The following is a 26,471-nucleotide window of genomic DNA, read 5'->3' on the forward strand; positions in this document are numbered from 1 at the left end:
GCATGAAACAGGTGAATGGGGAAAAGCTGCTGGCCTCGCTCGGGGACGGCGTAAGTGCGATACGGGGGAGGCTGACGCCCGACGCGCCGATGGATCGTGTCACCTGGTTCCAGGCCGGCGGTCTGGCCGAACTGATGTTCCAGCCGCATGATCTCGACGATCTCGTGACGTTCCTGAAGCTTCTGCCGGAGGAAGTGCCGCTGACCGTGATCGGCGTCGGCTCCAACCTGCTCGTGCGCGATGGCGGTATTCCGGGCGTCGTGCTGCGCCTGTCCGCCAAGGGATTTGGCCAGGTGGATCTTGCCGGCGAAAACCGCATCATGGCCGGCGCCATCTGCCCGGACAAGCACATCGCGGCCATGGCCATGGACAATGGCATCGGCGGCTTTGCCTTCTATTATGGCATTCCCGGCTCGATTGGCGGCGCGCTGCGCATGAACGCCGGGGCCAATGGCGGTGAAACCGCGGCCCGCGTGATCGAAGTCCATGCGGTGGACCGCAAGGGCGAAAAGCATGTGCTGACGGCGGCCGACATGGGCTACAGCTATCGCCATTCCTCCGTTCCCGCCGATCTCATCTTCACCCATGCGCTGTTTGAGGGCTATGCGGACGACCGCGCCAAGATCCGCTCGGAAATGGATGCCGTGCGCCATCACCGCGAAACCGTGCAGCCGGTGAAGGAAAAGACCGGCGGTTCGACCTTCAAGAACCCCGACGGCCATTCCGCCTGGGAACTGATCGACGATGCCGGCTGCCGCGGGTTGATGAACGGCGGCGCGCAAATGTCGTCTCTGCACTGCAATTTCATGATCAACATCGGCCATGCCACCGGCCACGATCTGGAATATCTCGGCGAGATGGTGCGCCAGCGCGTGTTCGAGAATTCCGGCATCAAGCTGGAATGGGAAATCAAGCGGCTTGGCATTTTCATGCCGGGGCGCGAGGTAAGGCCGTTCCAGGGGGCTGTCGCTGAATAGGGCAGCGAGCGCCCGTTGGGGGATGAGATGTCGACGTTGATCCACAACGAGCGCACGAAACTTCTGGCCAACGCGCTGGACCGGTTGTCGACGGCGAGCGTCGCAGCCGGTTTCATTGCACCCGTCAGCAGTCTGATCGGCAACAACTCGCCGGGCATTACGGTTGCTGTTGCGATATCGACAGGCGCTTGGCTTTCGGCGTCGGTGATATTACATTTGGCAGCAAGACGTGCTCTTGGAGGGCTGATGTCATGAATGCCGCGACCGTGTTTTTTCTTTATGTCCTGCCTTTCGTGATTGCAGGACTGGGCTGGGGCGCCGTGTTGCTGAACGAACAGCAGAACCGCCGCAAAAACCGCCTCCATCCCGGCGAGTAACCGCAAGCACCATTCAAACAAAAGCCCGCGAAACCAATGGTTTCGCGGGCTTTTTTGTATCGAGCTGACTCTACCGGATCAGACCTCTTCCTTCCCCGAGAGGAGGATGCAGGCGAGCGTGATGATCGAGGCGACCAGAAGGTAATAACCGACATAGGTCATGCCGTAATTCGCCTGCAGCCATGTGGCGATGTAGGGCGCAAGCGACGCGCCAAAAATGCCGGCAAAGTTGAAGGTGATGGACGAGCCGGTGTAACGCACCGCCGTCGGGAAGGGTGCGGCAAGAGCCGTACCGATCAGGCCATAGGTCACGCCCATCAGCGCCATCGAGGCGGCCGAGAAGATGAAGATCGCGGTTTCGCCGCTGGTCATCAGTGTCGGCAGCAGGAAGGAGAAAAGGCCGATGAGGATGGTGACGGCAATCAGCAATTCACGACGTCCCACCCGGTCGGCAAGCTTGCCGGCGAGCGGAATGAAGGCGCCGAAGACGATCGAGCCGAGCAGCTGCACTTCCAAGGCGTCCGTGAACGGGATTTTCAGGATCTTGACGTTGTAGGAAAGCAGATAAGCCGAGCCGATGTAGAACAGCACGAAGGTGGCCAGCGCCACGAAGGTGCCGAGAACGAGGCTGCGCTTGTGGTTGCGGAAAAGCTCCGCCACCGGCACCTCGACCCGCTCATGTTTGTCGATGGCCTTCTGGAAAGCCGGCGTCTCGGTGATGGAGAGGCGCACCCAGAGACCGATAGCGATCAGCACGATCGAGGAGATGAATGGCACGCGCCAGCCCCAGCTTAGCAGTGCCTCCTGCGACATCACATGCAGCAGCAGCCAGAAGATGCCCGAGGACAGGAAGAGGCCGACAGGCGCGCCGAGCTGCGGGAACATGCCATACCAGGAGCGCTTACCGGGCGGTGCATTTTCGGTGGCCAGCAGCACAGCGCCACCCCACTCGCCGCCAAGGCCAAACCCCTGGCCGAATCGGCAAAGCGCCAGAAGCAGCGGCGCAACCACGCCGATCTGCTCATAGGTCGGCAGCAGGCCGATGATGACGGTCGAGACGCCCATTGTCAGAAGGGCGGCGACCAGCGTCGTCTTGCGCCCGATGCGGTCACCGAAATGGCCGAAGACCACGGCTCCGAAGGGACGTGCGAAAAACGCGATGGAGAAGGTGGCAAAGGAGGCGAGCAGTGCGGTCATTGGGTCGCTGTTTGGGAAGAACAGCGCCGGAAAGACGAGCACGGCTGCGGTGGCATAAACATAGAAGTCGAAAAATTCGATCGTCGTGCCGACCAGGCTGGCCGTCAGGACTCGTGCAGGAGAATTCAATGCAGCAGGTACCAACGGCTCGGCGGACGGCGACACGGGAGAGGTCGCTTGCGTCATAATCTTGTCCACTGAGAGTTAAAGACAGCTCTTTTTAAGAGGGCTCGGCATCCTTTACGGACATTTTTGCAAAGCTCCAAGCCTTTTGCACGCGCCGAACGCCTGAAAAGGGCCTCCCGCCGACACCTTGGCGGGGTGATGCGGGAAGGACACAGGGGCGGGGCGGTTAACTAAAGTAAACGATTCATTAACCATGGCCGGTGTCTAATCGGGATGCGCAGGAATCAGGTCTGCGCAAGCAAGATGGCATAAGCCCAGGCAATCTCGGGGGACTATTGATGAGTGGCAAGCACGTGGCAGTTCTGATGGGAGGGCTCTCCTCCGAGCGCCCGGTCAGCCTGTCGTCCGGCAATGCCTGCGCATCCGCGCTGGAGGCTGAAGGCTTCCGCGTCACCCGCGTCGATGTGGCCCGTGATATTGCCGCTGTTCTGGCGGACCTGAAACCCGATGTCGCCTTCAACGCCCTGCATGGGCCGAACGGCGAAGATGGCACCATTCAGGGCATCCTCGAATATTTGCAGATCCCTTATACCCATTCCGGCGTGCTAGCCTCAGCCCTTGCCATGGACAAGGACCGCGCCAAGGCTGTTGCCGCCGCTGCCGGCATTCCGGTTGCTGAAGGCATTGTGCTCGATCGCCATGAGATCGGCGCTGACCATCCGATGCAGCCGCCTTATGTGGTGAAGCCCGTCTGCGAAGGATCCTCCTTCGGCGTCGTGATTGTCCGCGAAGGCCAGTCGCATCCGCCGCAGGTGCTCGGCTCTTCCGACTGGCGGTATGGCAACCGGGTGATGGTCGAGCGTTACATTGCAGGCCGCGAACTGACCTGCGGTGTCATGGGCGATGAAGTGCTTGGCGTAACGGAAGTGTTGCCGCTTTCCGGCGCCTTTTATGATTATGATGCGAAATATGCCGCCGGTGGCTCCTCCCACGTCATTCCGGCACAAATTTTACCGAATATTTACCAAAAAGTACAAACACTGGCCCTTAAGGCGCACCAGGCGATGGGGTGTCGCGGTGTGAGTCGCTCCGATTTCCGCTTCGATGACCGTTTGTCCGAGGATGGCGAGCTTGTCTGGCTTGAGGTGAACACCCAGCCGGGCATGACGCCGACCTCCCTGGTGCCTGAAATGGCCGCCTATGCCGGCCGTTCCTTTGGTGATCTCGTCCGCTGGATGGTGGAGGACGCTTCGTGTTCGCGCTGAATGGCAAAAAAGCTCCGGTTTCCCGCGGGCGCCCGTCGCAATATCCGGCCGGTGATGACCGTATGGTGCTGCCGCGCCCGATGCGCCGCGTCGTGCGCTTCTGCGTGAGCCTGGCCACCGGGCGCATCCATATTCCCCGCCACACCGGCACGGCCGGCGTTTTTGTCCTGTTCGGCGCGGTCGGCCTGTACGGCATGTCGCTGGGTGGTCATGCGGACGATTTTGCCCAGGTGACGACGGCAGCTGCCGGCTTTGCCATCGAAAAGGTGATGATCTCAGGCAACGTGCAGACGTCGGAAATCGACATCCTGCAGATGCTGGGCCTTGATGGCGCAACCTCGCTGGTCGCGCTCGACATTGAAGCGGCACGCCGCAAGCTTGCCGATCTTCCCTGGGTCGAGAACGCGCAAGTGCGCAAGGTCTACCCGAAGACGATCGAGGTCACGCTCAAGGAGCGTGAAGCCTTCGGCATCTGGCAGCATGGCACCGAACTGTCGCTCATCGAAAAGAACGGCAGCGTGATCGCGCCGCTGCGCGACAACAAGTTTGCCTCGCTGCCGCTGTTCGTCGGGCGGGATGCCGAATCAGCGGCAGCCGCCTTCGATGACGAAATGTCCGGCTGGCCGGAGCTGAAGGCCCGGGTGCGCGCCTATGTGCGTGTGGCCGGCCGTCGCTGGGATCTGCATCTCGATAACGGCGTGGTCATCAAACTGCCGGAATCAGACATTCAGCAGGCACTCGTCCTGCTTCACCGCTACGAGCAGTCGCAAGGACTTTTGAACCGCGATATCGCAGCGGTTGATCTGCGTCTTCATGATCGCACCACGATCCGCCTCACGGCGGACGCTGCGGAACGTCGCGCCTCGGCTGTCGAGGCACGCGCAAAGGCCCTCAAGAAGGCAGGAGGTCAGACGTGAGCCTGTTCGGTTCTTCAAATTTCGGCCTGCCGCGCCTGAAGCCTTTGTCTTCCAAGCGTTCGCATGTCGTGTCGGTCCTCGATATCGGTTCGAGCAAGGTGGTCTGCATGATCGCACGGCTGACGCCGCGCGCCGAAAGCCAGATCCTGCCTAACCGCACCCATAGCGTCGAAATCATCGGCATCGGCCATCAGCGGTCGCGCGGCGTCAAATCCGGGGTGATCTCGGATCTCGATGCGGTGGAAAGCGTTGTGCGGCTGGCCGTGGATGCCGCCGAGCGCATGGCGGGCCTCACTGTCGATAGCCTCATCGTCAACGTATCGGCCGGGCGAATCACCAGCGACGTCTACACCGCGACCATCGATCTCGGTGGCCAGGAAGTGGATGCGACGGACCTGCGCAAGGTGCTGACGTCCGCCAGCCACCAGTCGGTGCGCCAGGACCGGGCCGTGCTTCACTCGCTGCCGACGGGTTTTTCGCTGGATGGCGAACGCGGCATCCGCGATCCGCTTGGCATGTACGGCGATCTTTTGGGTGTCGACATGCATGTGGTGACCGCTGAGCGGGCGGCCCTTCGCAATCTCGAACTTTGCATCAACCGCGCGCATCTGTCGGTCGAGGGCATTGTTGCAACCCCTTACGCCAGCGGCCTTGCAGCGCTGGTCGATGACGAAGTCGAACTTGGCTGTGCGGCCATCGACATGGGTGGCGGCACCACGACGATTTCGGTGTTTGCCGAGGGCAAGCTCGTGCACACCGATGCGATCGGCATCGGCGGCCATCACGTGACGACGGATCTGGCGCGCGGTCTTTCGACCCGCATCGAAGATGCCGAGCGCATGAAGGTCGTTCACGGCTCTGCCATCACGACGGCCGCCGACGAGCGCGACATGATTTCCGTGCCCCCGATTGGCGAGGACGACCGCGATCTGCCGACGCAGGTGCCGCGGGCTCTCGTCACCCGCATCGTGCGGGCGCGTCTTGAAGAAACGCTGGAACTGATCCGCGACCGGATCCAGAAATCCGGCTTCAGCCCGATCGTCGGCAAGCGTGTGGTGCTGACCGGCGGTGCAGCCCAGCTGACCGGCCTGCCGGAAACGGCCCGCCGCATTTTGGCGCGCAACGTGCGTATCGGCCGCCCGATGGGGGTTTCGGGTCTGCCGACAGCGGCCAAGGGGCCGGCTTTTTCGACGGCGGTGGGTCTGATGATCTATCCGCAGGTCGCGGACATGGAAACACATGCGGGGCAGGGCGGACTTCTCGCCACGCTTGGCAATGGCAACAGCCGCATCGCCCGTATGGGCCAATGGCTGAAAGAAAGTTTCTGACACTCTTTACGGAGTGTCAGCCCAGTTTAGAGAATCGGCCCGCTTGGCGAGGCGGCCAGAGAAAGAAGGAACGGTTACTATGACCATCAATCTGCAAAAGCCGGACATCACCGAGCTGAAGCCTCGGATCACCGTCTTCGGCGTTGGCGGTGGCGGCGGCAACGCCGTTAACAACATGATCACTGCGGGTCTCGAAGGCGTCGATTTCGTTGTCGCCAACACCGATGCCCAGGCGCTCACGATGGCGAAGGCCGAACGCATCATCCAGATGGGTGTGCAGGTAACCGAAGGCCTTGGCGCGGGTTCGCAGCCGGAAGTCGGCCGGGCCGCAGCGGAAGAATGCCTTGACGAGATCATCGACCACCTGTCGGGCACGCATATGTGCTTCGTCACCGCCGGCATGGGCGGCGGCACCGGCACCGGTGCTGCCCCTGTTGTCGCACAGGCTGCCCGTAACAAGGGCATCCTCACGGTCGGCGTTGTCACCAAGCCGTTCCACTTCGAAGGCCAGCGCCGCATGCGCCTTGCCGAAATGGGCATCCAGGAACTGCAGAAGTCGGTCGATACGCTGATCGTCATTCCGAACCAGAACCTGTTCCGCATCGCAAACGACAAGACGACCTTTGCCGATGCCTTCGCCATGGCCGACCAGGTTCTCTATTCGGGCGTTGCCTGCATCACCGATCTGATGGTGAAGGAAGGTCTCATCAACCTCGATTTCGCCGACGTTCGCTCCGTGATGCGCGAAATGGGCCGCGCGATGATGGGCACCGGTGAAGCCTCCGGTCAGGGCCGCGCCATGCAGGCCGCCGAAGCTGCGATTGCCAACCCGCTGCTTGACGAAACCTCGATGAAGGGCGCACAGGGCCTGCTGATCTCCATCACCGGCGGTCGCGACCTGACGCTATTTGAAGTGGACGAAGCGGCAACCCGCATCCGCGAGGAAGTCGATCCTGACGCCAACATCATCCTCGGCGCCACCTTCGACGAAGCGCTAGAAGGCGTCATCCGCGTTTCGGTTGTTGCAACCGGCATCGACCGCGCCATGAACGAAAACGACCTGCGTTCCGCTGAAATGCGCGCCGCCACGAAACCGATTATCCGTTCTTCGGCGGCCGTTGCTTCGGCTCCGGCCGCAGTTCAGCCTGCAATGGCGCAGGCACCCCGCACCGCCGCCCCGGTTGATCACGTGGCCGAAACCATCCGTCAGGCGGAAGCCCAGATGGAACGCGAACTGTCGATTGCCACCCTGCAGCATTCGGCTCCGGCTCCCCAGCCGGTGCAGCCGCAGCCCGCTCCCGCCCCCATGCAGGAAGAGTTCCGCCCGCAGAGCCGTCTGTTCCAGCAGCCAGCACCCGTGGAGCCGGTCGCAACCCGTCCTGCTCCGGCCTATAATGCAGCCCCTGCCTATTCGGCACCTGCGCCGCAGGCACCGGTGATGAGCCAGCCGGCCCCGATCCAGCACCAGCCGGTTCATCAGCAGCCGATGCAACAGCGTGCACCGCAGCCGGTCGAACAGGCCGCTCCGGTCATCCGCAATGTGGCAGAGCAGGTCCGCATGCCCCGCGTGGAAGACTTCCCGCCGGTCCTGAAGGCTGAAATCGAGCATCGCAGCCAGCCGGTTTCGCATGCAGCCGAAGAGCGTGGCCCGATGGGGCTCCTGAAGCGCATCACCAACTCGCTCGGCCGTCGTGACGATGAAGAGGGTGTGGCCGCCGAGATGACGTCGGCTCCGGCCGCCGCATCCCAGCAGCGTCGCCCGCTGTCGCCGGAAGCAAGCCTCTACGCGCCGCGTCGCGGTAATCTCGACGATCACGGCCGTTCGGTTCCGTCGTCGAACGCCCATCACGAGGACGACCAGCTGGAAATCCCGGCCTTCCTGCGCCGCCAGTCCACCTGATCGACAGGAGAGGCCGGACTGCCGGCCTCACCCCATCCCGTCTTCAAACAGAAAAACGCCCGCGCTTCTCAAGCCGCGGGCGTTTTCGTGAACGGATGGTCCATGCGCCGACAGGGCCGGATCAGTTGACCAGGGTGATGTCGGTGACGGCGGTGTTTTTCGGCGACCAACTGACGGACACAAGATTGCGAAAGCTTTCCGGAAACATGAAAAGCTGGTCCTGGTTGGAATTGCCGCGAACGGTCACTGCAAAGGCTGTCGTGCTGCCATTGGCCAGTCGTCCGACAAACATGATCGACTGCGTCGGTGTATTGCGGTCCGGATTGCAGATCTTTAGCGCCTTCAGGCGGAAGGGCCGGTCGGTATTGTCGACGGACAGGTTTAAATTGGTGTTGCCGCGGGCATAGACGAGGATGCGGTTACTGCCCTGTTCGCGCATGGCGCGGATACAGTCACTGTCGTCGCTGCACGGCTTCAGCCCGTTACGCCCGATGAGCGTGTAACCCTTCTCGCTGTATTGCTGGACTGTCCCGGACAAATCAACGCCGGAAAAGGAGAGGGTGGTTTCGCGTCCCGCGCCGACGCAAGGCTCCTCGACCTTTGCCGACGCCTTGAGCACGGCGCTATCGATGGGCAAGGCGACAGTGGTGGCCGGTGATCCGCATGATGTCTGGCTTGGGGATGCGTGAGCGATCTCGTCGGCCGCCGCGATGTCCGTATATGCGAATGACATATATAAACAAGAAAAGATAAATATTGTGCGTTGCACTAAAGCCTGTTGACGCAGGAAAACAGATTTGTATTCTCTAGTCACGGCGGCCTCCCCGCAGTATTTCTAATTTTTAATTTATTTTTTCAATTCTATTTACATGCGACGCCTGCCGTCAAGCTTGTCTTGGTCATCAAGAGGGCTATGGCGCGCTTTTACCGTTTTCTCCCCCGAAATCATCGGTAAATCAACGCACTGACTTCGTAACAATGCGAAAGAAACAGTGATTTGGCTTGGTCGCACACCCGGCATATGTACAGAATTGAGAAAGCAAGGTTTCAACGCGTCAAGCGTAACGAAACATCAAGGGTCCGGCGTCCCGAAAGCGGAGGTCGGCCATGAGAAGGCACAAGACATGACGATCGGACTTCTGGGTTTCCAAACCACAATCGCAGCCCCCGTAACCCTTTCTGGCATCGGTGTGCATTCTGGCAACTCGGTCTCGATCACCTTCCAGCCGGCGGAAGCCGGCACCGGCATCCTGTTCAGCCGGCAGCTGGCCGATGGATCTATTGCCGAATATCGCGCAGTGTCGTCCAATGTCGGCAATACCGATCTCTGCACCGTGCTTGGCACCTCGCTCTCGCGCTCGATTGCCACCATTGAACACGTCATGGCCGCACTGTATGCGCTGGGCCTCGACAATCTGGTGGTCGAAGTCGATGGCGCCGAAATGCCGATCATGGACGGTTCCTCCTTTCCCTTCATCGACGCTATCGAACAGGCCGGTATCGTCAACCTGGGTGAAAAGCGCCGCTACATCCGCGTGCTGAAGCCGGTGCGCATCGATTCGGGCGCCTCCTGGTCGGAATTCCGTCCCTATGACGGCACGCGCTTCGAGGTGGAGATCGATTTCGACTCGCCTCTGATCGGCCGCCAGAGCTGGAAGGGTGACCTGACGGCGAAGGTGTTCCGTGATGAACTGTCGCGCGCCCGCACCTTCGGCTTCATGCGTGATGTTGAGCGCCTCTGGGCTGCCGGCTTTGCGCTCGGCTCGTCGCTCGAAAATTCCGTCGTGATTTCCGACGATGATTCGGTCGTCAACATTGAAGGCCTGCGCTACACGGACGAATTCGTGCGCCACAAGACGCTGGATGCCGTGGGCGATCTGGCACTCGCCGGCGCCCAGTTCATCGGCTGCTACCGTTCCTATCGCGGCGGCCACAAGATGAACGCCAATGCGCTGAAGGCGCTGCTCAGCGATCCCACAGCCTATGAAGTGGTGGAAGCCCCGATGCGCAGCCAGCGGGTTCGCGCCCGCGAATTCGTCGCCGTCAGCACGGCGGAATTTGCGCCCTGGGCCGGTTGAGCACCATCAGCACACTGTTTGTAAGGCCGTCTCCTGCAGGCGGCCTTTCTTTTTGGAACATGGTGTGGCGCTGCCACAAAAATGCGTCAAAGCACCATCATTGCGTTGCTCTCCCGCTTCTTTTATGGCTAGAACGCCAATTCGGGCGGTCGATGTAACATCGCGTGGCAATCGGGAAGTGTCGAATGACTGAGACGAAGTCTGTTGGAATGAGGAACACCGCACGCCTTGCGCTCGTGTCCCTGCTGCTGGTGGGAACGGGTACGCTGGTGACCTCTTGCCAATCGGACCCGGACATCGACATCACCAAGCTTGGCCTCAATGCCGATCCGCCGGAGCAGCTGTACAATCAGGGCCTGGCCAACATGAAGGCCGGCAACCTTGCGGAAGCCAGCCGCAAGTTTGACTCCATCGAAAAGCAGAACCCGTTTTCTGAATGGGGCCGCAAGGCGCTCGTCATGAGCACTTTCACCAAATATCGCCTGGCGCGTTATGATGATGCCGTTCAGACCGGCAATCGTTACCTGAAGCAATATCCGCGCTCGGAAGATACAGCCTATGTGCAGTATCTGGTCGGTCTGTCCTATTCCAAGCAGATTTCCGACGTCACCCAGGATCAGAAGGCGTCCAACCGCACCATCGAGGCTATGTCGGTTGTGGTTCGTGATTTCCCGAAGTCGGAATATGTCGAGGATGCGCAGGCCAAGATCCGCTTTGCCCGCGACCAGCTCGCCGGCAAGGAAATGCAGGTCGGGCGTTATTACCTCGAGCGCAAGGAATATCTGGCGGCCATCACGCGCTTCCGGACCGTTGTGGAAAATTACGGCAATACCAATCAGGTCGAAGAGGCGCTGGCGCGTCTCGTCGAAGCCTATTATGCCATGGGCGTGACGGAAGAGGCGCAGACGGCAGCAGCCGTTCTCGGCCACAACTATCCGGATAGCCAATGGTATGCGGATAGCTTCAAACTGCTGAAGGGCGGCGGCCTGGAGCCGCGCGAGAACCGCGGATCGTGGATTTCTCGCGCCGGTGCCAAGCTGATCGGCGCCTGAAACAAGGGACATCATGCTTAGCCAGTTGTCGATCCGCGATATCGTTCTGATCGAGCGGCTGGACCTTTCGTTCGAAAGCGGCCTTTCGGTGCTGACGGGCGAAACCGGGGCGGGGAAATCCATCCTCCTGGACAGCCTGTCGCTGGCGCTCGGTGGGCGCGGCGATGGCGGGCTTGTGCGCCACGGCCTCGACAAGGGGCAGGTGACCGCCGTCTTCGACGTGGGCATGGATCACCCGGCGCGGCTGATGCTGCGCGAAAACGGCCTTGACGATGACGGCGACCTGATTTTCCGCCGCATGCAATCGGCCGACGGCCGCACCAAAGCCTCCATCAACGATCAGCCGGTCAGCGTGCAGATGATGCGACAGGCCGGCCAGCTTCTGGTGGAAATCCACGGCCAGCACGATGACCGGGCGCTGGTCGACATCAATGCCCACCGCGCGCTGCTCGATGCCTTTACCGGGCTGACCGACGAGGTGGCGACCGTCTCCTCCCTCTACAAGCAATGGCGCGATGCCGACCGGGCCTTGAAAACCCACCGCGCCCGCGTCGAAGCGGCCGCCCGCGAGGCCGATTTCCTGCGTGCCTCCGTCGAGGAACTGGAGGGCCTTAGCCCCCGCGACGGCGAGGAAGAGGAACTGGCGGAAAACCGCTCGCGCATGCAGAAATCCGAACGCATCGCCGGCGACATTTCCGAGGCTTGCGAGTTTCTGAACGGCAATGGTTCACCCGTGCCATTGATTGCCTCGCTGGTGCGCCGTCTGGAGCGCAAGAGCCACGAGGCGCCGGGTCTTCTCGAAGACACCGTGCAGCTTCTCGATGCTGCCCTCGACAACCTTTCCAATGCCCAGATGGAGGCCGAATCAGCCCTTCGCCGCACGGAGTTTGATCCACGCGAACTGGAGCGCGTTGAAGAACGCCTGTTTGCGCTGAGGGCCGCCAGCCGCAAATATGCCGTCGCCGTGGCCGACCTGCCGGCGCTTGCCGAAAAGATGGTGGCCGACCTTGCCGATCTCGATGCCGGCGAAGAGCGTCTTGGGCAGCTGGAAAAGGCTGCGACATCAGCCAAGGCAGACTTTGATCGTGCCGCGCTGTCTCTGTCGGGAAAGCGCCACAACGGAGCCGACGCACTGGCAGAGGCGGTGATGGCAGAACTGCCGGCGCTGAAGCTGGAGCGCGCCCGTTTTATGGTCAATGTCACCGCCGATCCTGACAATGCGACGGCAGACGGCATCGACACGGTGGAATTTCACGTCCAGACCAACCCCGGCACGCGCCCCGGCCCGATCATGAAGGTTGCCTCCGGCGGTGAGCTGTCTCGCTTCCTCCTGGCCCTTAAGGTGGCGCTGGCCGATCGGGGTTCTGCCCCGACGCTGGTGTTTGACGAAATCGACACCGGCGTTGGCGGTGCGGTCGCCGATGCCATCGGCCAGCGGCTGAAGCGGCTGTCCCAGACCGTGCAGGTTCTCTCGGTCACCCACGCGCCGCAGGTGGCTGCGCGCGCCGCCACCCATCTCCTCATCTCCAAGGGGCCGGCCAGCGACGGCTCCGACAAGATTGCAACGCGCGTAGCCACCATGGCACCGGAACACCGCGCCGAAGAGATTGCCCGCATGCTCTCCGGTGCGTCCGTGACGGATGAGGCAAGGGCTGCCGCCGCCCGGCTGCTGTCGGGCAACGCCTGAGCCTTTGTCGCGCAGCACCAGGGACTGCGGGATTTGCGGGTTCGGTTGAAACTGTCGCATCGGGCAGTGGATCGGCATGCTTTGCCATTTTGCCCGGCTCCTCTTTCGGGTAAAACGCCTTGGCAACGATGTTCGCATCGTCAGGCCTTGCCGTGTTGGAGTAGAGCGCATGCCCGTTGAACAAAACCCCGTGGAGACGTTGAACGAGGAACAGGCGGCAGCCGAACTGGCGACGCTTGCCGCAGAGATTGCCCGCCATGACCTTGCCTATCACGGCGGCGATGCACCAGAAATTTCCGACGCCGATTACGATGCGCTGAAGCGGCGCAACGACGCCATCGAAAAACGTTTCCCTGAACTGGTTCGCTCCGACAGCCCGAGCCTGCAGGTGGGGGCAGCCCCGCTGCCGACCTTTTCGCAGATCACCCATGCGCGCCCCATGCTGTCGCTCGACAACACGTTTTCCGACGAGGATGTCGGCGATTTCATCGGCTCGGTCTATCGTTTCCTCGGCCGCCTGCCGGATGATTCGATTGCCTTTACCGCCGAGCCGAAGATCGACGGGCTCTCCATGTCGATCCGCTACGAAAACGGCCGCATGGTGAGCGCTGCCACCCGCGGCGATGGCACGACGGGCGAAAACGTCACGGCCAATATCCGCACCATCGCCGAAATTCCCCAGCAGCTGCCGGCGGGCGTGCCTGAGATCGTGGAAGTGCGCGGCGAGGTCTATATGGCGAAAAGCGATTTTCTGGCGCTGAATGCGCAGATGGAGGCGCAGGGCAAGCCGACCTATGTCAACCCGCGCAACACGGCGGCGGGTTCGCTGCGCCAGCTCGACGCAAAGGTGACGGCAAGCCGCAAGCTGCGCTTTTTTGCCTATGCCTGGGGAGAGATGTCGGACATGCCGGCCACCACCCAGATGGGCATGGTGGAAACCTTTCGCGACTGGGGTTTTCCGATCAACCCGCTGATGAAGCGGCTGACCTCGGTTGCCGAAATTCTGGCGCATTACCACGAGATCGGCCTGCAGCGCCCGGACCTCGATTATGATATCGATGGCGTCGTCTACAAGGTGGACGAGCTTGGCCTGCAGCAGCGTCTGGGATTCCGCTCGCGCTCGCCGCGCTGGGCCACCGCCCACAAGTTTCCCGCCGAACAAGCGTTTACGACAGTCGAGGCCATCGACATTCAGGTGGGCCGCACTGGTGCGCTGACGCCGGTGGCGCGGCTGACACCGATTACCGTCGGTGGCGTCGTCGTCACCAATGCCACCTTGCATAACGAGGATTACATCAAGGGCATCGGCAATTCCGGCGAGCGTATTCGCCCGGAAGGCCATGATATCCGCATCGGCGATACCGTGATCGTCCAGCGCGCCGGTGATGTCATCCCGCAGGTGCTGGATGTGGTGCTGGAGAAGCGCAGCGAAGACGCCCGTGAATATGTGCTCCAGCCGAAATGCCCGGTCTGCGGCAGCCATGCGGTGCGCGAACGCAATGAAAAGACCGGCAAGCTTGATTCGGTCATGCGCTGCACCGGTGGCTTTACCTGCTCGGCGCAGGCCAAGGAGCACCTGAAACATTTCGTCTCGCGCAATGCCTTCGATATCGAGGGGCTTGGCGCAAAACAGATCGATTTCTTCTTTGAAGCAGAAGATCCCGCGCTGCAGATCCGCACCGCGCCGGATATTTTTACGCTGAAGGCGCGACAGGAGGGCTCGACCCTCACCAAGCTCGAAAACATTGACGGGTTCGGCAAGGTCAGCGTCAGGAAACTGTATGACGCTATCGACGAACGCCGGAGGATTGCGCTCAACCGCTTCATCTTCGCGCTCGGCATCCGCCATGTCGGTGAAACCACGGCAAAACTTCTGGCGCGCGCCTATGGCAGCTATTCTGCCTTCGAGGCAGCCATGAAGGAGGCGGCGGCGCTCTCCGGCGATGCCTGGACGGATTTGAACAATATCGAAGGCATCGGAGAGGTGATGGCACGCGCCATTGTCGAGTTCTTCAAGGAGTCGCGCAATGTCGAGGTGATCGGGCGCCTTCTATCGGAAGTGACGCCGCAGGAGGCCGAACAGCCGGTGACGACCGACAGTCCCGTGGCGGGCAAGACGGTGGTGTTTACCGGTTCTCTTGAAAAATTCACCCGCGACGAGGCCAAGGCCCGCGCCGAAAGCCTTGGCGCCAAGGTGGCCGGCTCGGTGTCGAAGAAAACCGATATTCTGGTTGCCGGTCCGGGTGCGGGCTCGAAACTGGCCAAGGCGGCAGAACTGGGTGTGCAGACCATGGACGAAGATGAGTGGCTGGCGCTGATCGGCGGGTGAGGGAGGTTTGCGAGCCCCAGTGATTTGACCGTCGTAGCCAGCCGCCCCCTAATCTGCCTGCCGGCATCTTCTCCCCGAGGGGAGAAGCGGGATGGGGACGACGTTTCAGCCTCTTCCATCTGAGGGGCCGCAGCGATGGCGGTTCTCTTCTCCCCTCGGGGAGAAGGTGCCCGAAGGGCGGATGAGGGGGCGGCTGGCGCAACTGCCATTTGGTCGCCTGTTTCGATGAGGCGCCACCGCGGTTGAGGTTGTCTTCTCCCCAGCGGGGAGAAGTGCCGAGCGAAGGCGAGGCGATGAGGGGGCGGCTTGCGCGTCACTTCTTCAGCCGCGCCATCGCAAACGCATCCACAAACGCCCCATCGCGAAAGGCGAAATCGGTGTGGGTGCCTTCCACGGCAAAGCCAAACTTTTGGTAGAGCGCCAGCGCCGGTTCGTTGTCCACGAAGACGGTGAGTTCCAGTCGGCGCAGGTTCAGCCAGTTGTCGGCAAGATCTATGACGGCGGCCATCAGCGCCGAGCCGATACCGCACCCGGCATGCGCATCATGAACGCCCATGCCGATGGAGGCCACATGCGCGCGTCGACCGGTCTGCCGCATCAGGCCGATCTCGCCGACAATTTCCCCGTTCAACTCCGCCACCAGCCCATGTGTATTGGGGTTGGCATCGCTGAAGCGACGGGCGGTCTCGGCAATACTCTGATAGGGCAGGCGAAGCGTTCCCCGGCGAAAGCCCGGAAGGTTCACAAGTGCTGTGATCGCCTCGACATCGGAGGGGCGCGCGGCGCGGATGATGAAATCGGGATTGGGTCGTTGTGCGGGTGGTTCGTCTTGCATCGTGCTCTCTCGGGTTCTGGTAAAAGCCGAGGCAGAGCCATGTGACGGGTCCCTGCCTTAACCGGCAGGGAAGTGTGGACTGATCAGGCCATGCGCCGACCGTCCACACGCCCTGCAGGGCGGATGGTGTGGGTCATCACAAGATGGGTGCGCAGATTGATCATGGGCTTAAGGTCTCAGACGGTTCGCCTGTCGTCAAGATGGCTTTGCCGAATCAGCACCGGAGGATAGAACCATCCGCACAACAACCGCCGGGACATCGCCCTTGAAAACCATCGCCATCGATTTCGAAACCGCCAATGAGCAGCGCGGCAGCGCCTGTTCGGTCGGTCTCGCCTGGATCGAGGAGGGACGGGTGGTGCGCGTCGAGGAGCGGATGATCCGGCCGCGCGACATGCGCTTTTCCTCGTTCAACATCGCCGTCCACGGTATCCGGCCGGAGCATGTGGAGGATGCAGGCGAGTTTCCAGAGGTGATGGACGAGTTCATCGACGATTTTGCCGGCGCCACGATGATTGCCCATAATGCGGCCTTCGATTTCAGCGTCTGGCGCGCCTGCCTCGATCTTTACCGGCAGTCCTATCCGGAGCTTTCCTATCTCTGCAGCGTCAAGATGGCCAAAAACGTCTGGCCGCACCTGACCTCGCACAAGCTGAATGTACTGGCAGCGCATCTCGGCCTGCGGTTCAAGCATCACAATGCAGCGGAAGACGCCGCGATCTGCGCCGAGGCCACGCTTGCTATTGCCCGCACTGTCGGGGCCGCTCACGCCCGCGACATTCCACTCCACATCGGCATGACGGTCGGGCGTCTGTATGCCGGTGGTTATACGGCCTGCACGCTGCGCAAGCGCTGAACGTCTGCCCGGCGCGCGGCCGTCTTGCAATCGACCGTCTGATGCCTATCTCGTGATCAGCATCCCCTGATGGAGACCTTGTTCATGCGCGCCCCTCTTTTTCTTGCCGCCGCCGCCGTTTTTGGTGCGCTGATGGCCTCTCCATCCTTAGCCGAAGTCGTCGGTGAAGTCGGCGTCGACTGGATGGGCAACGATATCATCGTGGACGCCGTGACCGATCCCAAGGTGAAGGGCGTCACCTGCCACGTCACCTATTTCGATCGCGGCGTGCTGGACCGGCTGAAGAACGGCAAATGGTTCGAGGATCCCTCCAACAATTCCATCGCCTGCCGCCAGACCGGGCCGATCGAGATCGGCGATATCTCGCTCTCCAAGGGAGGCGAGGAAGTGTTCAAGCAGGGCATGTCGCTGATCTGGAAAAAGATGGTCGTCAACCGGATCTATGACAAGGAAAACAACACGCTCGTCTACCTCGTCCACACCCGCGAACTGACCGACGGCTCGGCCAAGATGGCGATTTCCACGGTGCCGCTGTTCAACCAGGCAGTCACCTGGACGAAGGGCCAACCGAAGTGATGGCGAGATAACGCCGAAAACCCCGGTCGCAAAGACCGGGGCATCGCCATCCATCAGCAGCATTCCAGACGAATCAAGCCAACCGCTTTTGCGGATCAGGCGGCCTGCGCCAGTTCGTCGGCAATCACGGTGTCGAGGTTGAGGAAGCAGACCATGGTCTTTTCCAGCGCCACGATGCCGCGGCAGAAGGCGCGCTGGGCTTCCGGAATGATTTCCGGCGCCGGCTGCAGGTCTTCGCTCTTGATCGTCATCATGTCCGACACCTGTTCGACCAGCAGGCCGACCAGCTTGCCGGCGATATCGGTGACGATGATCGCTGCACGCTCAGACGGCTCGGTCATCTTCATGCCGAGACGGCAGGCCATGTCGATGACCGGGATCACCGCGCCGCGCAGGTTGATGAGGCCGAGCACGTAAGGCGGCGTGTGCGGCATCGGCGTCACCGGAGCCCAGCCGCGGATTTCGCGGATGGCCATGATGTCGATGCAAAACTCCTGGTCGCCGAGGTGGAAGGAGACGATCTCGAGATAGGCGCCGGTCTTCTTGATAGCGTTCGTCATGGTTAGAATTCTTCCCATTGTTCTTTGGTGGCGACAGCGAGCGAACCCGCTGCCGGCCTGCTGCTGGTGATGGCGCTCGCAACCCTGTTCATCAGGTTGCGGGCGGGAGAGGGGCGGGACTGGGCGGGGGCGCTTGTCATCTCGACAGCGCGCGGCCCCGCGCTTTCGATGCGGAACTGGCCCATCAGGCGGGTCAGGTTTTCGGCATCGCTGGCCAGCGTATGGCTGGAGGCATTGGTTTCCTCCACCATGGCCGCATTCTTCTGGGTGGTCTGATCCATCTGGCCGATGGCGGAGTTGATTTCCGACAGGCCGACGAACTGTTCGCGCGCCGAGGTGACGATGGCCCCGACGTCGTCGTTGATCTTCAAGACGTCATCGCCGATGCGGTGCAGCGCCTCGCCGGTGGCGCGTACCAACGCAACGCCGGTCTGCACTTCGCCGCTGGAGCGGGTGACGAGCGCCTTGATATCCTTGGCAGCGCCCGATGCGCGCCCGGCAAGCTCGCGCACTTCCTGGGCAACGACGGCAAAACCCTTGCCGGCTTCACCCGCACGCGCGGCTTCAACGCCGGCATTCAGCGCCAGAAGGTTGGTCTGGAAGGCGATTTCCTCGACCACGTTGATGATCTTGCCAATCTCGCCGGTGGCGCCTTCGATGCGTTCCATGGCGGCCATGGCATCGGTCACCACCTGCGAGGAACGTTCGGCAAAGTCCTTGGCGTTGCTCACCATCTTGCTGGCGCCTTCAGCCCGGTCGGTTGCGTTGCGCACCGTGCGGGTAATCTGCTCCAGCGCTGCCGAGGTTTCTTCAAGCGCTGCTGCCTGCTGTTCGGTGCGCTTGGCCAGATCGTCTGCGGCAGAGCGCATCTGCTGGGCATTGGCCTGGATGGAACTGGAACTGCCGGAAATCTCCGTCATGATCATCCGCAGCTTTTCCGTCAACCGGTTGAAGTCGGCGCGCACCGGCTCCAGATCCTCGCGGAAGGGGCGGTCGATGGCAACGCTGAGATCGCCTTCCGAAAGGCGGGTGAGGGCGGCGGCAAGTGCCCGCGTTGCGGTGTTGATCGCTTCGGCATCGGCCTTTTGCACTGCGTCGCGCTCGCGGGTGGCCTGTTCGGTGCGCGCCCGGTTTTCCTGCGTTTCCTGTTCCAGCCGGATCTTGTCGAGATTGGCCTGACGGAAGATTTCGGTGGCGCGCGCCATGTCGCCGATCTCGTCGCTGGCGCCGAGCCCCGGTACCGGCGTCTCACAGTCTCCGGCCACGATGCGCTGCATGCTGTCCTTCAGATCTCTGATGCCACGGCGGATAGCGCCGCCGTGGATCATCTGCAGAACGGTGACAAAGGCCATGGCGACAAGCCCGCAGATGAACTGGATCCAGAGCGAGTTGCTCGATGTTTTCTCCACCGTTGAAATATTTTCGGCTGCAAAGGCGCTGCCGAGCCTGGCGATTTCGCTGAGTGTCGTGGTGATCTTTTCGCCGCCGCCGTCGATGGCGTCGTCGATGGCATCGAAGGCCTCCTCCGGAGCGCGCGTTTCCACCAGTTTCGTCAGGTCCACCTGAATGGCTTTGGCGACGGTTGCCACGTCACCTGCAAACGATGCGGAAAGGCTTGGCTGCCCGACGAGAGCGGCCAGTTTTGCGACGTCTGCTGCGCCATCCTCCAGTTTCTTGGCTGACTCGGCGATCAGCTGGACGCGTTCTGGCTGCACCTTGCCTTCGTCCTTGTCGACGATCGTATCCATCGCGGCAAGAATCATCTCCAGGCTATCGGATTTCAGCGCGGCTAGATTCTCGACCTGCCGGTTGATCTCCACGGCCTGGTTGAGCCCGGTCTCGACGCGCCCCTGCTGGTACCAGCCGATCGTCACGATCGCTCCCATTCCGATAAAGGCTGCGCCGCCGAGCGTCATCAGGCGCTGGCCTACTGACATTGTCCTGCTGCCGGATGTGCTGGTCATGAGTGCTGTTCGTTCCTGTTGAGGCCCTGGCTGGGAAGACGAGGACGCTGTACAATGCTGGATGCGGTTCGGGAAAAGGCGCGTTCATGCACCGGCAGTTACGTCAACTCGCACCAAAACTGTCTCAAACAGGTGTTAAACATTCGCTAATCCTGATATGGCAAGTAAGAACTTCGCACCGGATCAGTGTTGGTCAAGAAAGTTGCCATGCGGTTACCTGAGCATCCTTCATATTTGCCTTTATGGGTCGCCTCGGCGGTGTTTCTGAGCGGCATCTGCGCTTTTGCAGCTTATGGTTGGATCATGCATGGCTCTGCCATCTACCTTGCGATGTCGCAAAGCCTTGCTGCCTGGTGCATGTAGGGGCAGCATGAGGGTGCATCGGCCGCTGCCGGTTGCGGCAATCCAGCGCGCCGAGGTGGTTGAACGCGTTCTTGAATTGCAGCCGGGCAGGGCAGGGCTTAAAGAGGAGCGAACATAATGTCGCCGGGAGCCTGCATCTGCCATGAAGACCCTCCGAATTGCCCTGTGGACCGCCTGCGCCGTGATGGCTGCCGTATTGGGCTGGCTGACGCTTGAAGTGACGCGCTCCAACAAGGATATCGCGGAAGGTCCGTTTGGCGTTCCTTTCACACTGGTGGCGCAAAACGGCCAGCCGATCACCGAAAAAGCCTTTCAGGACAAGCCGACGGCGCTGTTCTTCGGTTTCACCCATTGTCCGGAAGTGTGCCCGACCACGCTGTTTGAGCTGAACGGCTGGCTGCACCAGGTGGACCCTGATGGCACCAAGATGAATGCCTATTTCATCACCGTCGATCCCGAGCGCGATCCGCCGGAACTGCTCGGCCGCTATGTCTCCAACGTCACCGACCGTGTCATCGGCATTTCTGGCGATCCGGGCAAGATTGCCGATGTTGTGAAGGGCTTTCGCGTCTATGCCCGCAAGGTGCCTGTCGACGAGAAGGATCCGGGCGGCGACTATACCATGGATCACACCGCATCCGTCTTTCTGCTGAACCATGGCGGGCGTTTTGCCGGCACCATTGCTTACGGTGAAAATCCGGATACGGCCACGAAGAAGCTGGAAAACCTGATCAAGGGCTGATGCCAATCATGAAGATCCAAGCTGTTGCTTGATGCGGCGGAAGGTTTTGTGGCATGGCTGATTTTCGTGTTGATCGACCACAGAATGCCAGCCGCCAGAAGCCAGCTGCAGAAAGAACCAGACCTTGAGTGAGATCCGCCTCTACGTCACCGTCACCGAGCGCGAATCGGAAGACATTCTCGACCTGCTGTCGTTTTGCTTCGGCGAGGAGGATCTGGCGATCGGCACGACAGAGGTGGACGAAAAAGCCGACCGCTGGGAAGCTTCCGTCTATATGATGCGCGCTGACGAGGACGAGGTGCTGAGGCGCTTTGCCGAAACGATCGGCGAGGCATATCCCGGTCTCGAAATCACCCGCGAAGTGCTGCCCGACATCGACTGGATCGCAAAATCGCTGGAAGGCCTGAAGCCGGTGCGCGCCGGGCGGTTCCTGGTGCATGGGTCACATGATCGCGACAAGGCACGAGCCGGTGATCTCGCCATCGAAATCGATGCGGGCCAGGCCTTTGGCACCGGCCATCACGGCACCACGGCAGGCTGCCTGGAAACCATTGCCCGCGTGATGCGGGCGCATCCGCCGCGCAATGCGCTCGATCTCGGCACCGGCAGCGGCGTTCTCGCCATCGGTGTGAGGAAGCTTGCCAATATTCCGGTTCTTGCCACCGACATCGATCCGGTTGCCGTGCGCGTGGCGGCTGAAAACGTGCGGCTGAACGGTATCGTGCAGGGCATTACGCTGGAGACAGCACCGGGCTTTCATTCGTCCGCCTTCCGTCGCCATGGGCCTTTCGACCTCATCATTGCCAATATTCTGGCACGGCCCCTGATCAAGATGGCGCCGCAGCTTGCAACGCATCTGTCGCCGGGCGGCGATGTCATCCTGTCGGGGATCCTGGCCTCGCAGCGCTGGAAGGTGATTGCCGCCTATAATGGTGCAGGCCTTGCCCATGTGCGCACCATCTGGCGCAACGGCTGGGTGACGATCCACCTGCGGCACGGGGCGTAGCTCCCGTTATTTTGCGGTGCAGCATTGCGCCTGACGCATGCCTGCCCGCAAGCAAAAGAAAAGGCGACACCGTGAGGTGCCGCCTCGGAATGGATCGGGCCTGGAGGAGACCGATCCGACCCGCGAGCCGATTGGGAGGTGCTCGAGCGGGTCTTTATGCGTGTTCTGGCAAGGCAGCGGCCGGGAGGAAAGCCGATGCGCGGTGGATCAGAACACGTAGCGCGTTGCACCCTTGCGGCGCAGTTCTTCCTGGCTGGTGCCAAGCGTCGCCAGCGTTTCGTTGTCCAGATACATCAGGGCGCCGTTCACGTAACGGCTTGCCTGGCGCTCGCGTGCAGCGATGACGCGGTCGAAAGCATTGCGGAAAAATGAATTGGCCATGTCAGCGGTCCTTTTGGGTTGGTGGCGGTTTCCCGTTCACACGATGATGGAGATATAGGCGCTTTTTCGCCGTTCAGTCAGGGGATCTGCAACAGGGGTGTCATGCTTGCGACGCATAGGTTGCGAAGATTGGCGCCAGAAGTGCCTCATCCCTGCACAATTGCGCATCATTTGCGCGGCAATCTGGTCCGGCGGTAATTTTCGGGTAACATCGCGCCCGAAACGGAATCGCCCCTATCGAAAGTAGATCCATGTTCCAGTCGTTCGAAACCACCTCGTCCCCTGCTGCCGGCCCGGCGCGCGTCAAAACCCTGCGCGAGCGGTTCGATGACCTCGGGATCGACGGTTTTCTCGTGCCGCGTGCCGATGAATTCCAGGGCGAATACGTGCCGGCCTCGGCCGAGCGCCTGTCGTGGCTGACCGGTTTTACCGGATCGGCCGGCATGGCGCTGATCCTGCGGTCGCAGGCCATCGTGTTTGTCGATGGGCGTTATACGACGCAGCTCGTCCAGCAGGTCGATGCGGACACCTTCACGCCCGGCGACCTCGTTGGCGAGCCGCCGCACAGCTGGATTGCCGCCCATGCACCAAAGGGCCTGCGTCTTGGCATCGATCCCTGGCTGCACGCCGGCGCCGAAGTGAAGCGGCTGACGACGGCGCTTGCGGCGCGCGGCGGAAGCCTCGTCATGCTCGATCACAACCCGCTCGATGCCATCTGGCAGGATCGTCCGTCCGAGCCGATGGGCGCGGTTGCCGTGCAGCAGGACATGCATGCCGGCAAGCCCGCCGCTGAAAAGATCGCGATGATCGCCAAGGGTCTCGTCGAAAAAAGTGCCCGCGCTGTCCTCATTGCCGATCCCTCGTCGATTGCCTGGATCTTCAACATCCGTGGTGCCGACGTGCCGCATACGCCGCATCCTCTGGCCCGCGCCATCATTCTCGATGATGGCAAGGCCGAGCTGTTCATCGCAGCGCAAAAGGTTGGTGCGGAAGTGGCCCGTCATCTCGATGCGCTTTCTGTCCGGTTCGAACCGTCGGAGCTTCCGGCACGGCTGGCGCATTACGCCACGGGCGGCGCAAAAATCCTCATCGATGCCGATGCAACGGCAATCGCGCTGGCAAAGGTGATCGAGGATGCCGGCGGCGTCGTGGTCGAGGCGACGGATCCCGCCCGTCTGCCGCGCGCCGTCAAGAATGCCGTGGAGCTTCGTGGTTCGGCAGAGGCTCATGTGCAGGATGGGGCCGCGATGGTGGCCTTCCTGCATTGGCTGTATGGCCAGCAACCGGGAACCGTCAGCGAAATCAGGGCGGTCAATGCGCTGGAAGCGTTTCGCGCCCGTGTCGGTGAAAGCCTGCAGAACCCGTTGAAGGATATTTCCTTCGACACGATTTCCGGTGCCGGCGAGCATGGCGCCATCATGCATTACCGGGTGACGACCGAAACGGACCGGGTGCTGGAACCCGGCGAACTCTTCCTCATCGATTCCGGCGCGCAATACATCAACGGCACGACGGACATTACCCGCACGGTTGCCATCGGTGCCGTGCCGGAGGAGCAGAAAAAGTTCTTCACGCTGGTGCTGAAGGGCATGATCGCCATTTCCGTGGCGCGCTTTCCCAAGGGTTCGCGCGGCTGCGATCTCGATCCGCTGGCGCGTATCGCGCTCTGGAAGGCCGGCGCCGATTTCGCCCATGGCACGGGCCATGGCGTCGGTTCTTATCTTTCCGTGCATGAGGGGCCGCAGCGCATCGCCCGTCTTTCGACGCAGGAACTGCTGCCGGGCATGATCCTCTCCAACGAACCCGGTTATTATCGTCCCGGCTCGTTCGGTATCCGCATCGAAAACCTGATTTTTGTCACGGACCTGCAGCCTATCGAAGGCGGCGATCTGCCGATGATGGGGTTTGAGACGCTGACTTGGTGCCCGATCGACCGGCGGCTGGTGGTGAAGGCACTGCTGACCGAGGAGGAGCAGCAGTGGCTTGATGCCTACCATGCCACTGTGCGTGAAAAGCTCTCGCCGCTCATTTCGGATGCAGACGTCCTAGCTTGGCTGGAGCAGGCCACGCAGCCGCTCTGACGTCTTCTTCGGGAAAGAATCAGGAAACGACGAAGTGGCGCAGCAGCATGGCTGCGCCCCAGCCGGCGATCAGCAGCGGCAGGCCCGGATGGCGCAAGCCGACGAGCAGCGCTACCACCATGGCGATCTTCACCTCGATGCCGCCATCGAAGAAAGCCGGTGCCACAAGCGTGGTCAGAACCGCTGCCGGAACGGCATTCAGCGCCGTCTCCAGCCGTGGCGGGATCCGCGTCATGTTGCTGATCAGAAGATGGCCGCCGATCCGGGTCAGGTAGGTCGCAAGGCCTGCCGCCAGAATGACCAGCGCGGTGTGGAGATCGGTCAGATGTTCCATCAGAGGGACCTCTCGTCGCGGGCGTTTTCGGCGGGTTTGTGCAGGAAAAGGGCAGCGATGATGCCGGCCAGCGCACCGATGCTGACATGCCAGGGCGATCCGACCGTGTGCATGGCAAGGATGGAGGCGACGGCGCTGACCGGCACCACGGCGGAAAACAGCGGGCGCCGGCGAAAGCCGAGCACGAGGCCGAGAAAATAGACCGGCAGCAGCACGTCGAAGCCCAGCGATGCCGGATTGCCGACCATCCGCCCGAACAGGGCGCCGATGGCCGAACTTGCAACCCACAGTCCATAGATCACGAAGGCCATGCCGAAATACCAGGCGGGCTCGACCTTGCCGTGCTGGTCGACCTGTTTGGAGGCTTCCGCAAACTGGGGGTCTGTCAGGAAAAACAACGCGCTGAGACGAGCCGGACGCGAGTAGCTACGCAGATGCGGGGAAAGCGCTGCGGAATATAGAATGTGCCGGAAGTTCACCGCAAAAACCGACAGCACGATCAGCCAGGCCGGAACGTGTGTGCCGAACATCTGCACGCCGACCAGCTGGCTGGCACCACCAAAAATGATGCCGCTCATCATCGTGGCCTGGAAGGGCGTCATGCCGCCATCGACAGCGACGGCGCCAAACAGCAGCCCGAAAGGCATCGTGGAAAACCCGATGACCATGCCGGCCTTGGCGCCCTGCCGGAAAAAAGTGCTGCGCATATCTTGTCCCCTTGATGAGCCCCGCTGGTAAAGCGCTCCATCAATGGGGACAAGACAGGAATACTGATACCATCATGCATTTCGTTGAAACCGGCAGTTGGGGATGATGACGTCCGCCCCCAGTGACTGCCGGCTGCAGCATTTAGTCGGCGAGGATTGCACCGCTGGTGACGATCACCACACCATTGTCACGCATCTCTGCAATCGCAGCGGCAACGCCTGCGGGATCGATTCCCCGGCTGGCATCCTCGATGAAGCGCACCTTCACATCCGGCAGCATGGTGCGGGCATCGAGAGCCGAAAATTTTACGCAGTAATCGGTTGCAAGGCCGCAGATGTCGAGTTCGCTCACCTGCTGCGCCCGAAGGTATCCGGCAAGGCCGGTAATGGCCGCCTGATCATTGTCGCGAAAGGCCGAATAGCTGTCCACCGCAGGGTTTTCGCCCTTCTGCTGAATATAGTCGATGGCATCCGTATTCAGATCCGGATGAAATTCCGCATCCGGAGTTTCCTGCACGCAGTGATCCGGCCACAGAACCTGCGGCTTGCCGGACAGTTCGCCCATGTCGAACGGCTTTTTGCCCGGATGCTGCGAGGCAAAGCTGCCGTGGTGTTCCGGATGCCAGTCCTGCGAGGCCGCCACCAGATCATAGGAGCCTTCCTCGATCAGCCGGTTGACGATGGGCACGATCTGGTCTCCCCCCGCCACGGGCAGGTTTCCGCCAGGGCAGAAACCGTTCTGGATATCGATGAGCAGCAGGGCCTTCATGATCGTCTCCATGCGTTTTGATCGCTCAAGATGCCAAGCCTTACGCGGCGGATCAAGCACCGTC

25 protein-coding genes and 1 pseudogene are annotated in these 26,471 nt (G+C 61.5%); 17 read left to right on the forward strand and 9 right to left on the reverse strand.

Going from position 1 to position 26,471, the window contains the following annotated elements:
* Nucleotides 1–2: 2 nt before the first annotated feature.
* From murB to AC4CWF_RS07040, 3 genes are read left to right on the forward strand one after another with little or no spacing between them, the layout of a single operon-like run.
* On the forward strand, nucleotides 3–977 hold the full coding sequence (murB, locus tag AC4CWF_RS07030) for a UDP-N-acetylmuramate dehydrogenase (protein ID WP_491284405.1): 975 nt from the start codon (nucleotides 3–5) through the stop codon (nucleotides 975–977).
* A 27-nt stretch (nucleotides 978–1,004) separates the two neighbouring features.
* Nucleotides 1,005–1,232 carry a hypothetical protein gene (locus AC4CWF_RS07035; RefSeq protein ID WP_491284406.1) on the forward strand — a complete coding sequence of 76 codons (228 nt, stop codon included), beginning with the start codon at nucleotides 1,005–1,007 and terminating at the stop codon, nucleotides 1,230–1,232.
* Nucleotides 1,229–1,354: a hypothetical protein gene (locus tag AC4CWF_RS07040; protein ID WP_491284407.1), complete on the forward strand. Its 126-nt coding sequence runs from the start codon at nucleotides 1,229–1,231 to the stop codon at nucleotides 1,352–1,354. The genes AC4CWF_RS07035 and AC4CWF_RS07040 overlap by 4 nt, the downstream gene beginning before the upstream one ends.
* Before the next feature lie 78 nt (nucleotides 1,355–1,432).
* On the opposite strand, the gene AC4CWF_RS07045 is transcribed toward AC4CWF_RS07040, so the two are convergent.
* Nucleotides 1,433–2,737 carry an MFS transporter gene (locus AC4CWF_RS07045; RefSeq protein WP_491284408.1) on the reverse strand — a complete coding sequence of 435 codons (1,305 nt, stop codon included), beginning with the start codon at nucleotides 2,735–2,737 and terminating at the stop codon, nucleotides 1,433–1,435.
* A 278-nt stretch (nucleotides 2,738–3,015) separates the two neighbouring features.
* On the opposite strand from AC4CWF_RS07045, the gene AC4CWF_RS07050 reads away from it, so the two are divergent.
* The 4 genes from AC4CWF_RS07050 to ftsZ all read left to right on the forward strand — a co-directional run bounded on the left by AC4CWF_RS07050 (nucleotide 3,016) and on the right by ftsZ (nucleotide 8,087).
* Nucleotides 3,016–3,942: a D-alanine--D-alanine ligase gene (locus AC4CWF_RS07050; RefSeq protein ID WP_491284409.1), complete on the forward strand. Its 927-nt coding sequence runs from the start codon at nucleotides 3,016–3,018 to the stop codon at nucleotides 3,940–3,942.
* On the forward strand, nucleotides 3,930–4,859 hold the full coding sequence (locus AC4CWF_RS07055) for a cell division protein FtsQ/DivIB (RefSeq protein WP_491284410.1): 930 nt from the start codon (nucleotides 3,930–3,932) through the stop codon (nucleotides 4,857–4,859). The genes AC4CWF_RS07050 and AC4CWF_RS07055 overlap by 13 nt, the downstream gene beginning before the upstream one ends.
* Nucleotides 4,856–6,187, forward strand: a complete 1,332-nt coding sequence (gene ftsA, locus AC4CWF_RS07060; protein WP_491284411.1) for a cell division protein FtsA — start codon at nucleotides 4,856–4,858, stop codon at nucleotides 6,185–6,187. Before AC4CWF_RS07055 ends, ftsA begins: the two co-directional genes overlap by 4 nt.
* A 79-nt stretch (nucleotides 6,188–6,266) precedes the next feature.
* A complete protein-coding gene (gene ftsZ, locus AC4CWF_RS07065) occupies nucleotides 6,267–8,087 on the forward strand; it encodes a cell division protein FtsZ (RefSeq protein WP_491284412.1) in 1,821 nt (606 codons plus the stop codon).
* Nucleotides 8,088–8,208: 121 nt separating this feature from the next.
* Here ftsZ and AC4CWF_RS07070 read toward each other — a convergent pair whose 3' ends face one another.
* Nucleotides 8,209–8,820 carry a hypothetical protein gene (locus AC4CWF_RS07070; RefSeq protein ID WP_491284413.1) on the reverse strand — a complete coding sequence of 204 codons (612 nt, stop codon included), beginning with the start codon at nucleotides 8,818–8,820 and terminating at the stop codon, nucleotides 8,209–8,211.
* A 391-nt stretch (nucleotides 8,821–9,211) separates the two neighbouring features.
* On the opposite strand from AC4CWF_RS07070, the gene lpxC reads away from it, so the two are divergent.
* The 5 genes and pseudogenes from lpxC to AC4CWF_RS07095 form a co-directional block, all read left to right on the forward strand.
* A complete protein-coding gene (gene lpxC / locus AC4CWF_RS07075) occupies nucleotides 9,212–10,165 on the forward strand; it encodes a UDP-3-O-acyl-N-acetylglucosamine deacetylase (protein WP_491284414.1) in 954 nt (317 codons plus the stop codon).
* A gap of 209 nt (nucleotides 10,166–10,374) precedes the next feature.
* Nucleotides 10,375–11,217, forward strand: coding sequence for an outer membrane protein assembly factor BamD (locus tag AC4CWF_RS07080; protein ID WP_491284415.1), 843 nt, complete (start codon nucleotides 10,375–10,377; stop codon nucleotides 11,215–11,217).
* Nucleotides 11,218–11,230: 13 nt separating this feature from the next.
* Nucleotides 11,231–12,904, forward strand: a complete 1,674-nt coding sequence (gene recN, locus AC4CWF_RS07085) for a DNA repair protein RecN (protein WP_491284416.1) — start codon at nucleotides 11,231–11,233, stop codon at nucleotides 12,902–12,904.
* Nucleotides 12,905–13,073: 169 nt separating this feature from the next.
* Nucleotides 13,074–15,233 (forward strand): NAD-dependent DNA ligase LigA, encoded by a 2,160-nt coding sequence (gene ligA, locus AC4CWF_RS07090; protein WP_491284417.1) that lies wholly within the window; start codon nucleotides 13,074–13,076, stop codon nucleotides 15,231–15,233.
* A 123-nt stretch (nucleotides 15,234–15,356) separates the two neighbouring features.
* Nucleotides 15,357–15,473: pseudogene (locus tag AC4CWF_RS07095) on the forward strand (endonuclease domain-containing protein); the annotation flags it as partial.
* A 73-nt stretch (nucleotides 15,474–15,546) separates the two neighbouring features.
* Here the strand turns inward: AC4CWF_RS07095 and AC4CWF_RS07100 are convergent.
* Nucleotides 15,547–16,068, reverse strand: coding sequence for a GNAT family N-acetyltransferase (locus AC4CWF_RS07100; RefSeq protein ID WP_491284418.1), 522 nt, complete (start codon nucleotides 16,066–16,068; stop codon nucleotides 15,547–15,549).
* Nucleotides 16,069–16,333: 265 nt separating this feature from the next.
* On the opposite strand from AC4CWF_RS07100, the gene AC4CWF_RS07105 reads away from it, so the two are divergent.
* Together AC4CWF_RS07105 and AC4CWF_RS07110 are read left to right on the forward strand one after the other, a co-directional pair.
* Nucleotides 16,334–16,924: a 3'-5' exonuclease gene (locus AC4CWF_RS07105; RefSeq protein WP_491284419.1), complete on the forward strand. Its 591-nt coding sequence runs from the start codon at nucleotides 16,334–16,336 to the stop codon at nucleotides 16,922–16,924.
* A gap of 132 nt (nucleotides 16,925–17,056) precedes the next feature.
* A complete protein-coding gene (locus tag AC4CWF_RS07110) occupies nucleotides 17,057–17,500 on the forward strand; it encodes a CreA family protein (RefSeq protein ID WP_491285259.1) in 444 nt (147 codons plus the stop codon).
* A gap of 95 nt (nucleotides 17,501–17,595) precedes the next feature.
* On the opposite strand, the gene AC4CWF_RS07115 is transcribed toward AC4CWF_RS07110, so the two are convergent.
* Both AC4CWF_RS07115 and AC4CWF_RS07120 read right to left on the reverse strand, forming a co-directional pair.
* A complete protein-coding gene (locus tag AC4CWF_RS07115; protein WP_210104599.1) occupies nucleotides 17,596–18,060 on the reverse strand; it encodes a chemotaxis protein CheW in 465 nt (154 codons plus the stop codon).
* A gap of 2 nt (nucleotides 18,061–18,062) precedes the next feature.
* Nucleotides 18,063–20,024, reverse strand: a complete 1,962-nt coding sequence (locus tag AC4CWF_RS07120; protein ID WP_491284420.1) for a methyl-accepting chemotaxis protein — start codon at nucleotides 20,022–20,024, stop codon at nucleotides 18,063–18,065.
* A 505-nt stretch (nucleotides 20,025–20,529) separates the two neighbouring features.
* On the opposite strand from AC4CWF_RS07120, the gene AC4CWF_RS07125 reads away from it, so the two are divergent.
* Together AC4CWF_RS07125 and AC4CWF_RS07130 are read left to right on the forward strand one after the other, a co-directional pair.
* Entirely contained in the window at nucleotides 20,530–21,129 is a 600-nt protein-coding gene (locus tag AC4CWF_RS07125) for an SCO family protein (RefSeq protein ID WP_491284422.1), read from the forward strand.
* A gap of 124 nt (nucleotides 21,130–21,253) precedes the next feature.
* Nucleotides 21,254–22,135, forward strand: a complete 882-nt coding sequence (locus AC4CWF_RS07130) for a 50S ribosomal protein L11 methyltransferase (protein WP_491284425.1) — start codon at nucleotides 21,254–21,256, stop codon at nucleotides 22,133–22,135.
* A gap of 207 nt (nucleotides 22,136–22,342) precedes the next feature.
* On the opposite strand, the gene AC4CWF_RS07135 is transcribed toward AC4CWF_RS07130, so the two are convergent.
* Nucleotides 22,343–22,516 carry a hypothetical protein gene (locus AC4CWF_RS07135; protein WP_491284427.1) on the reverse strand — a complete coding sequence of 58 codons (174 nt, stop codon included), beginning with the start codon at nucleotides 22,514–22,516 and terminating at the stop codon, nucleotides 22,343–22,345.
* Nucleotides 22,517–22,767: 251 nt separating this feature from the next.
* Between AC4CWF_RS07135 and AC4CWF_RS07140 the strand changes: the two genes are divergently transcribed.
* Nucleotides 22,768–24,597 carry an aminopeptidase P family protein gene (locus AC4CWF_RS07140; protein WP_491284429.1) on the forward strand — a complete coding sequence of 610 codons (1,830 nt, stop codon included), beginning with the start codon at nucleotides 22,768–22,770 and terminating at the stop codon, nucleotides 24,595–24,597.
* 19 nt (nucleotides 24,598–24,616) lie between these two features.
* Here the strand turns inward: AC4CWF_RS07140 and AC4CWF_RS07145 are convergent, their stop codons facing one another.
* The 3 genes from AC4CWF_RS07145 to pncA form a co-directional block, all read right to left on the reverse strand.
* Nucleotides 24,617–24,931 carry an AzlD family protein gene (locus AC4CWF_RS07145; RefSeq protein WP_491284431.1) on the reverse strand — a complete coding sequence of 105 codons (315 nt, stop codon included), beginning with the start codon at nucleotides 24,929–24,931 and terminating at the stop codon, nucleotides 24,617–24,619.
* Nucleotides 24,931–25,638 (reverse strand): AzlC family ABC transporter permease, encoded by a 708-nt coding sequence (locus AC4CWF_RS07150; protein ID WP_491284433.1) that lies wholly within the window; start codon nucleotides 25,636–25,638, stop codon nucleotides 24,931–24,933. Before AC4CWF_RS07150 ends, AC4CWF_RS07145 begins: the two co-directional genes overlap by 1 nt.
* Before the next feature lie 142 nt (nucleotides 25,639–25,780).
* Nucleotides 25,781–26,407, reverse strand: coding sequence for a bifunctional nicotinamidase/pyrazinamidase (pncA, locus tag AC4CWF_RS07155; RefSeq protein ID WP_491284435.1), 627 nt, complete (start codon nucleotides 26,405–26,407; stop codon nucleotides 25,781–25,783).
* Nucleotides 26,408–26,471 lie beyond the last annotated feature (64 nt).

The sequence above is a fragment of the Neorhizobium sp. PAMB6630 genome (assembly GCF_058242775.1).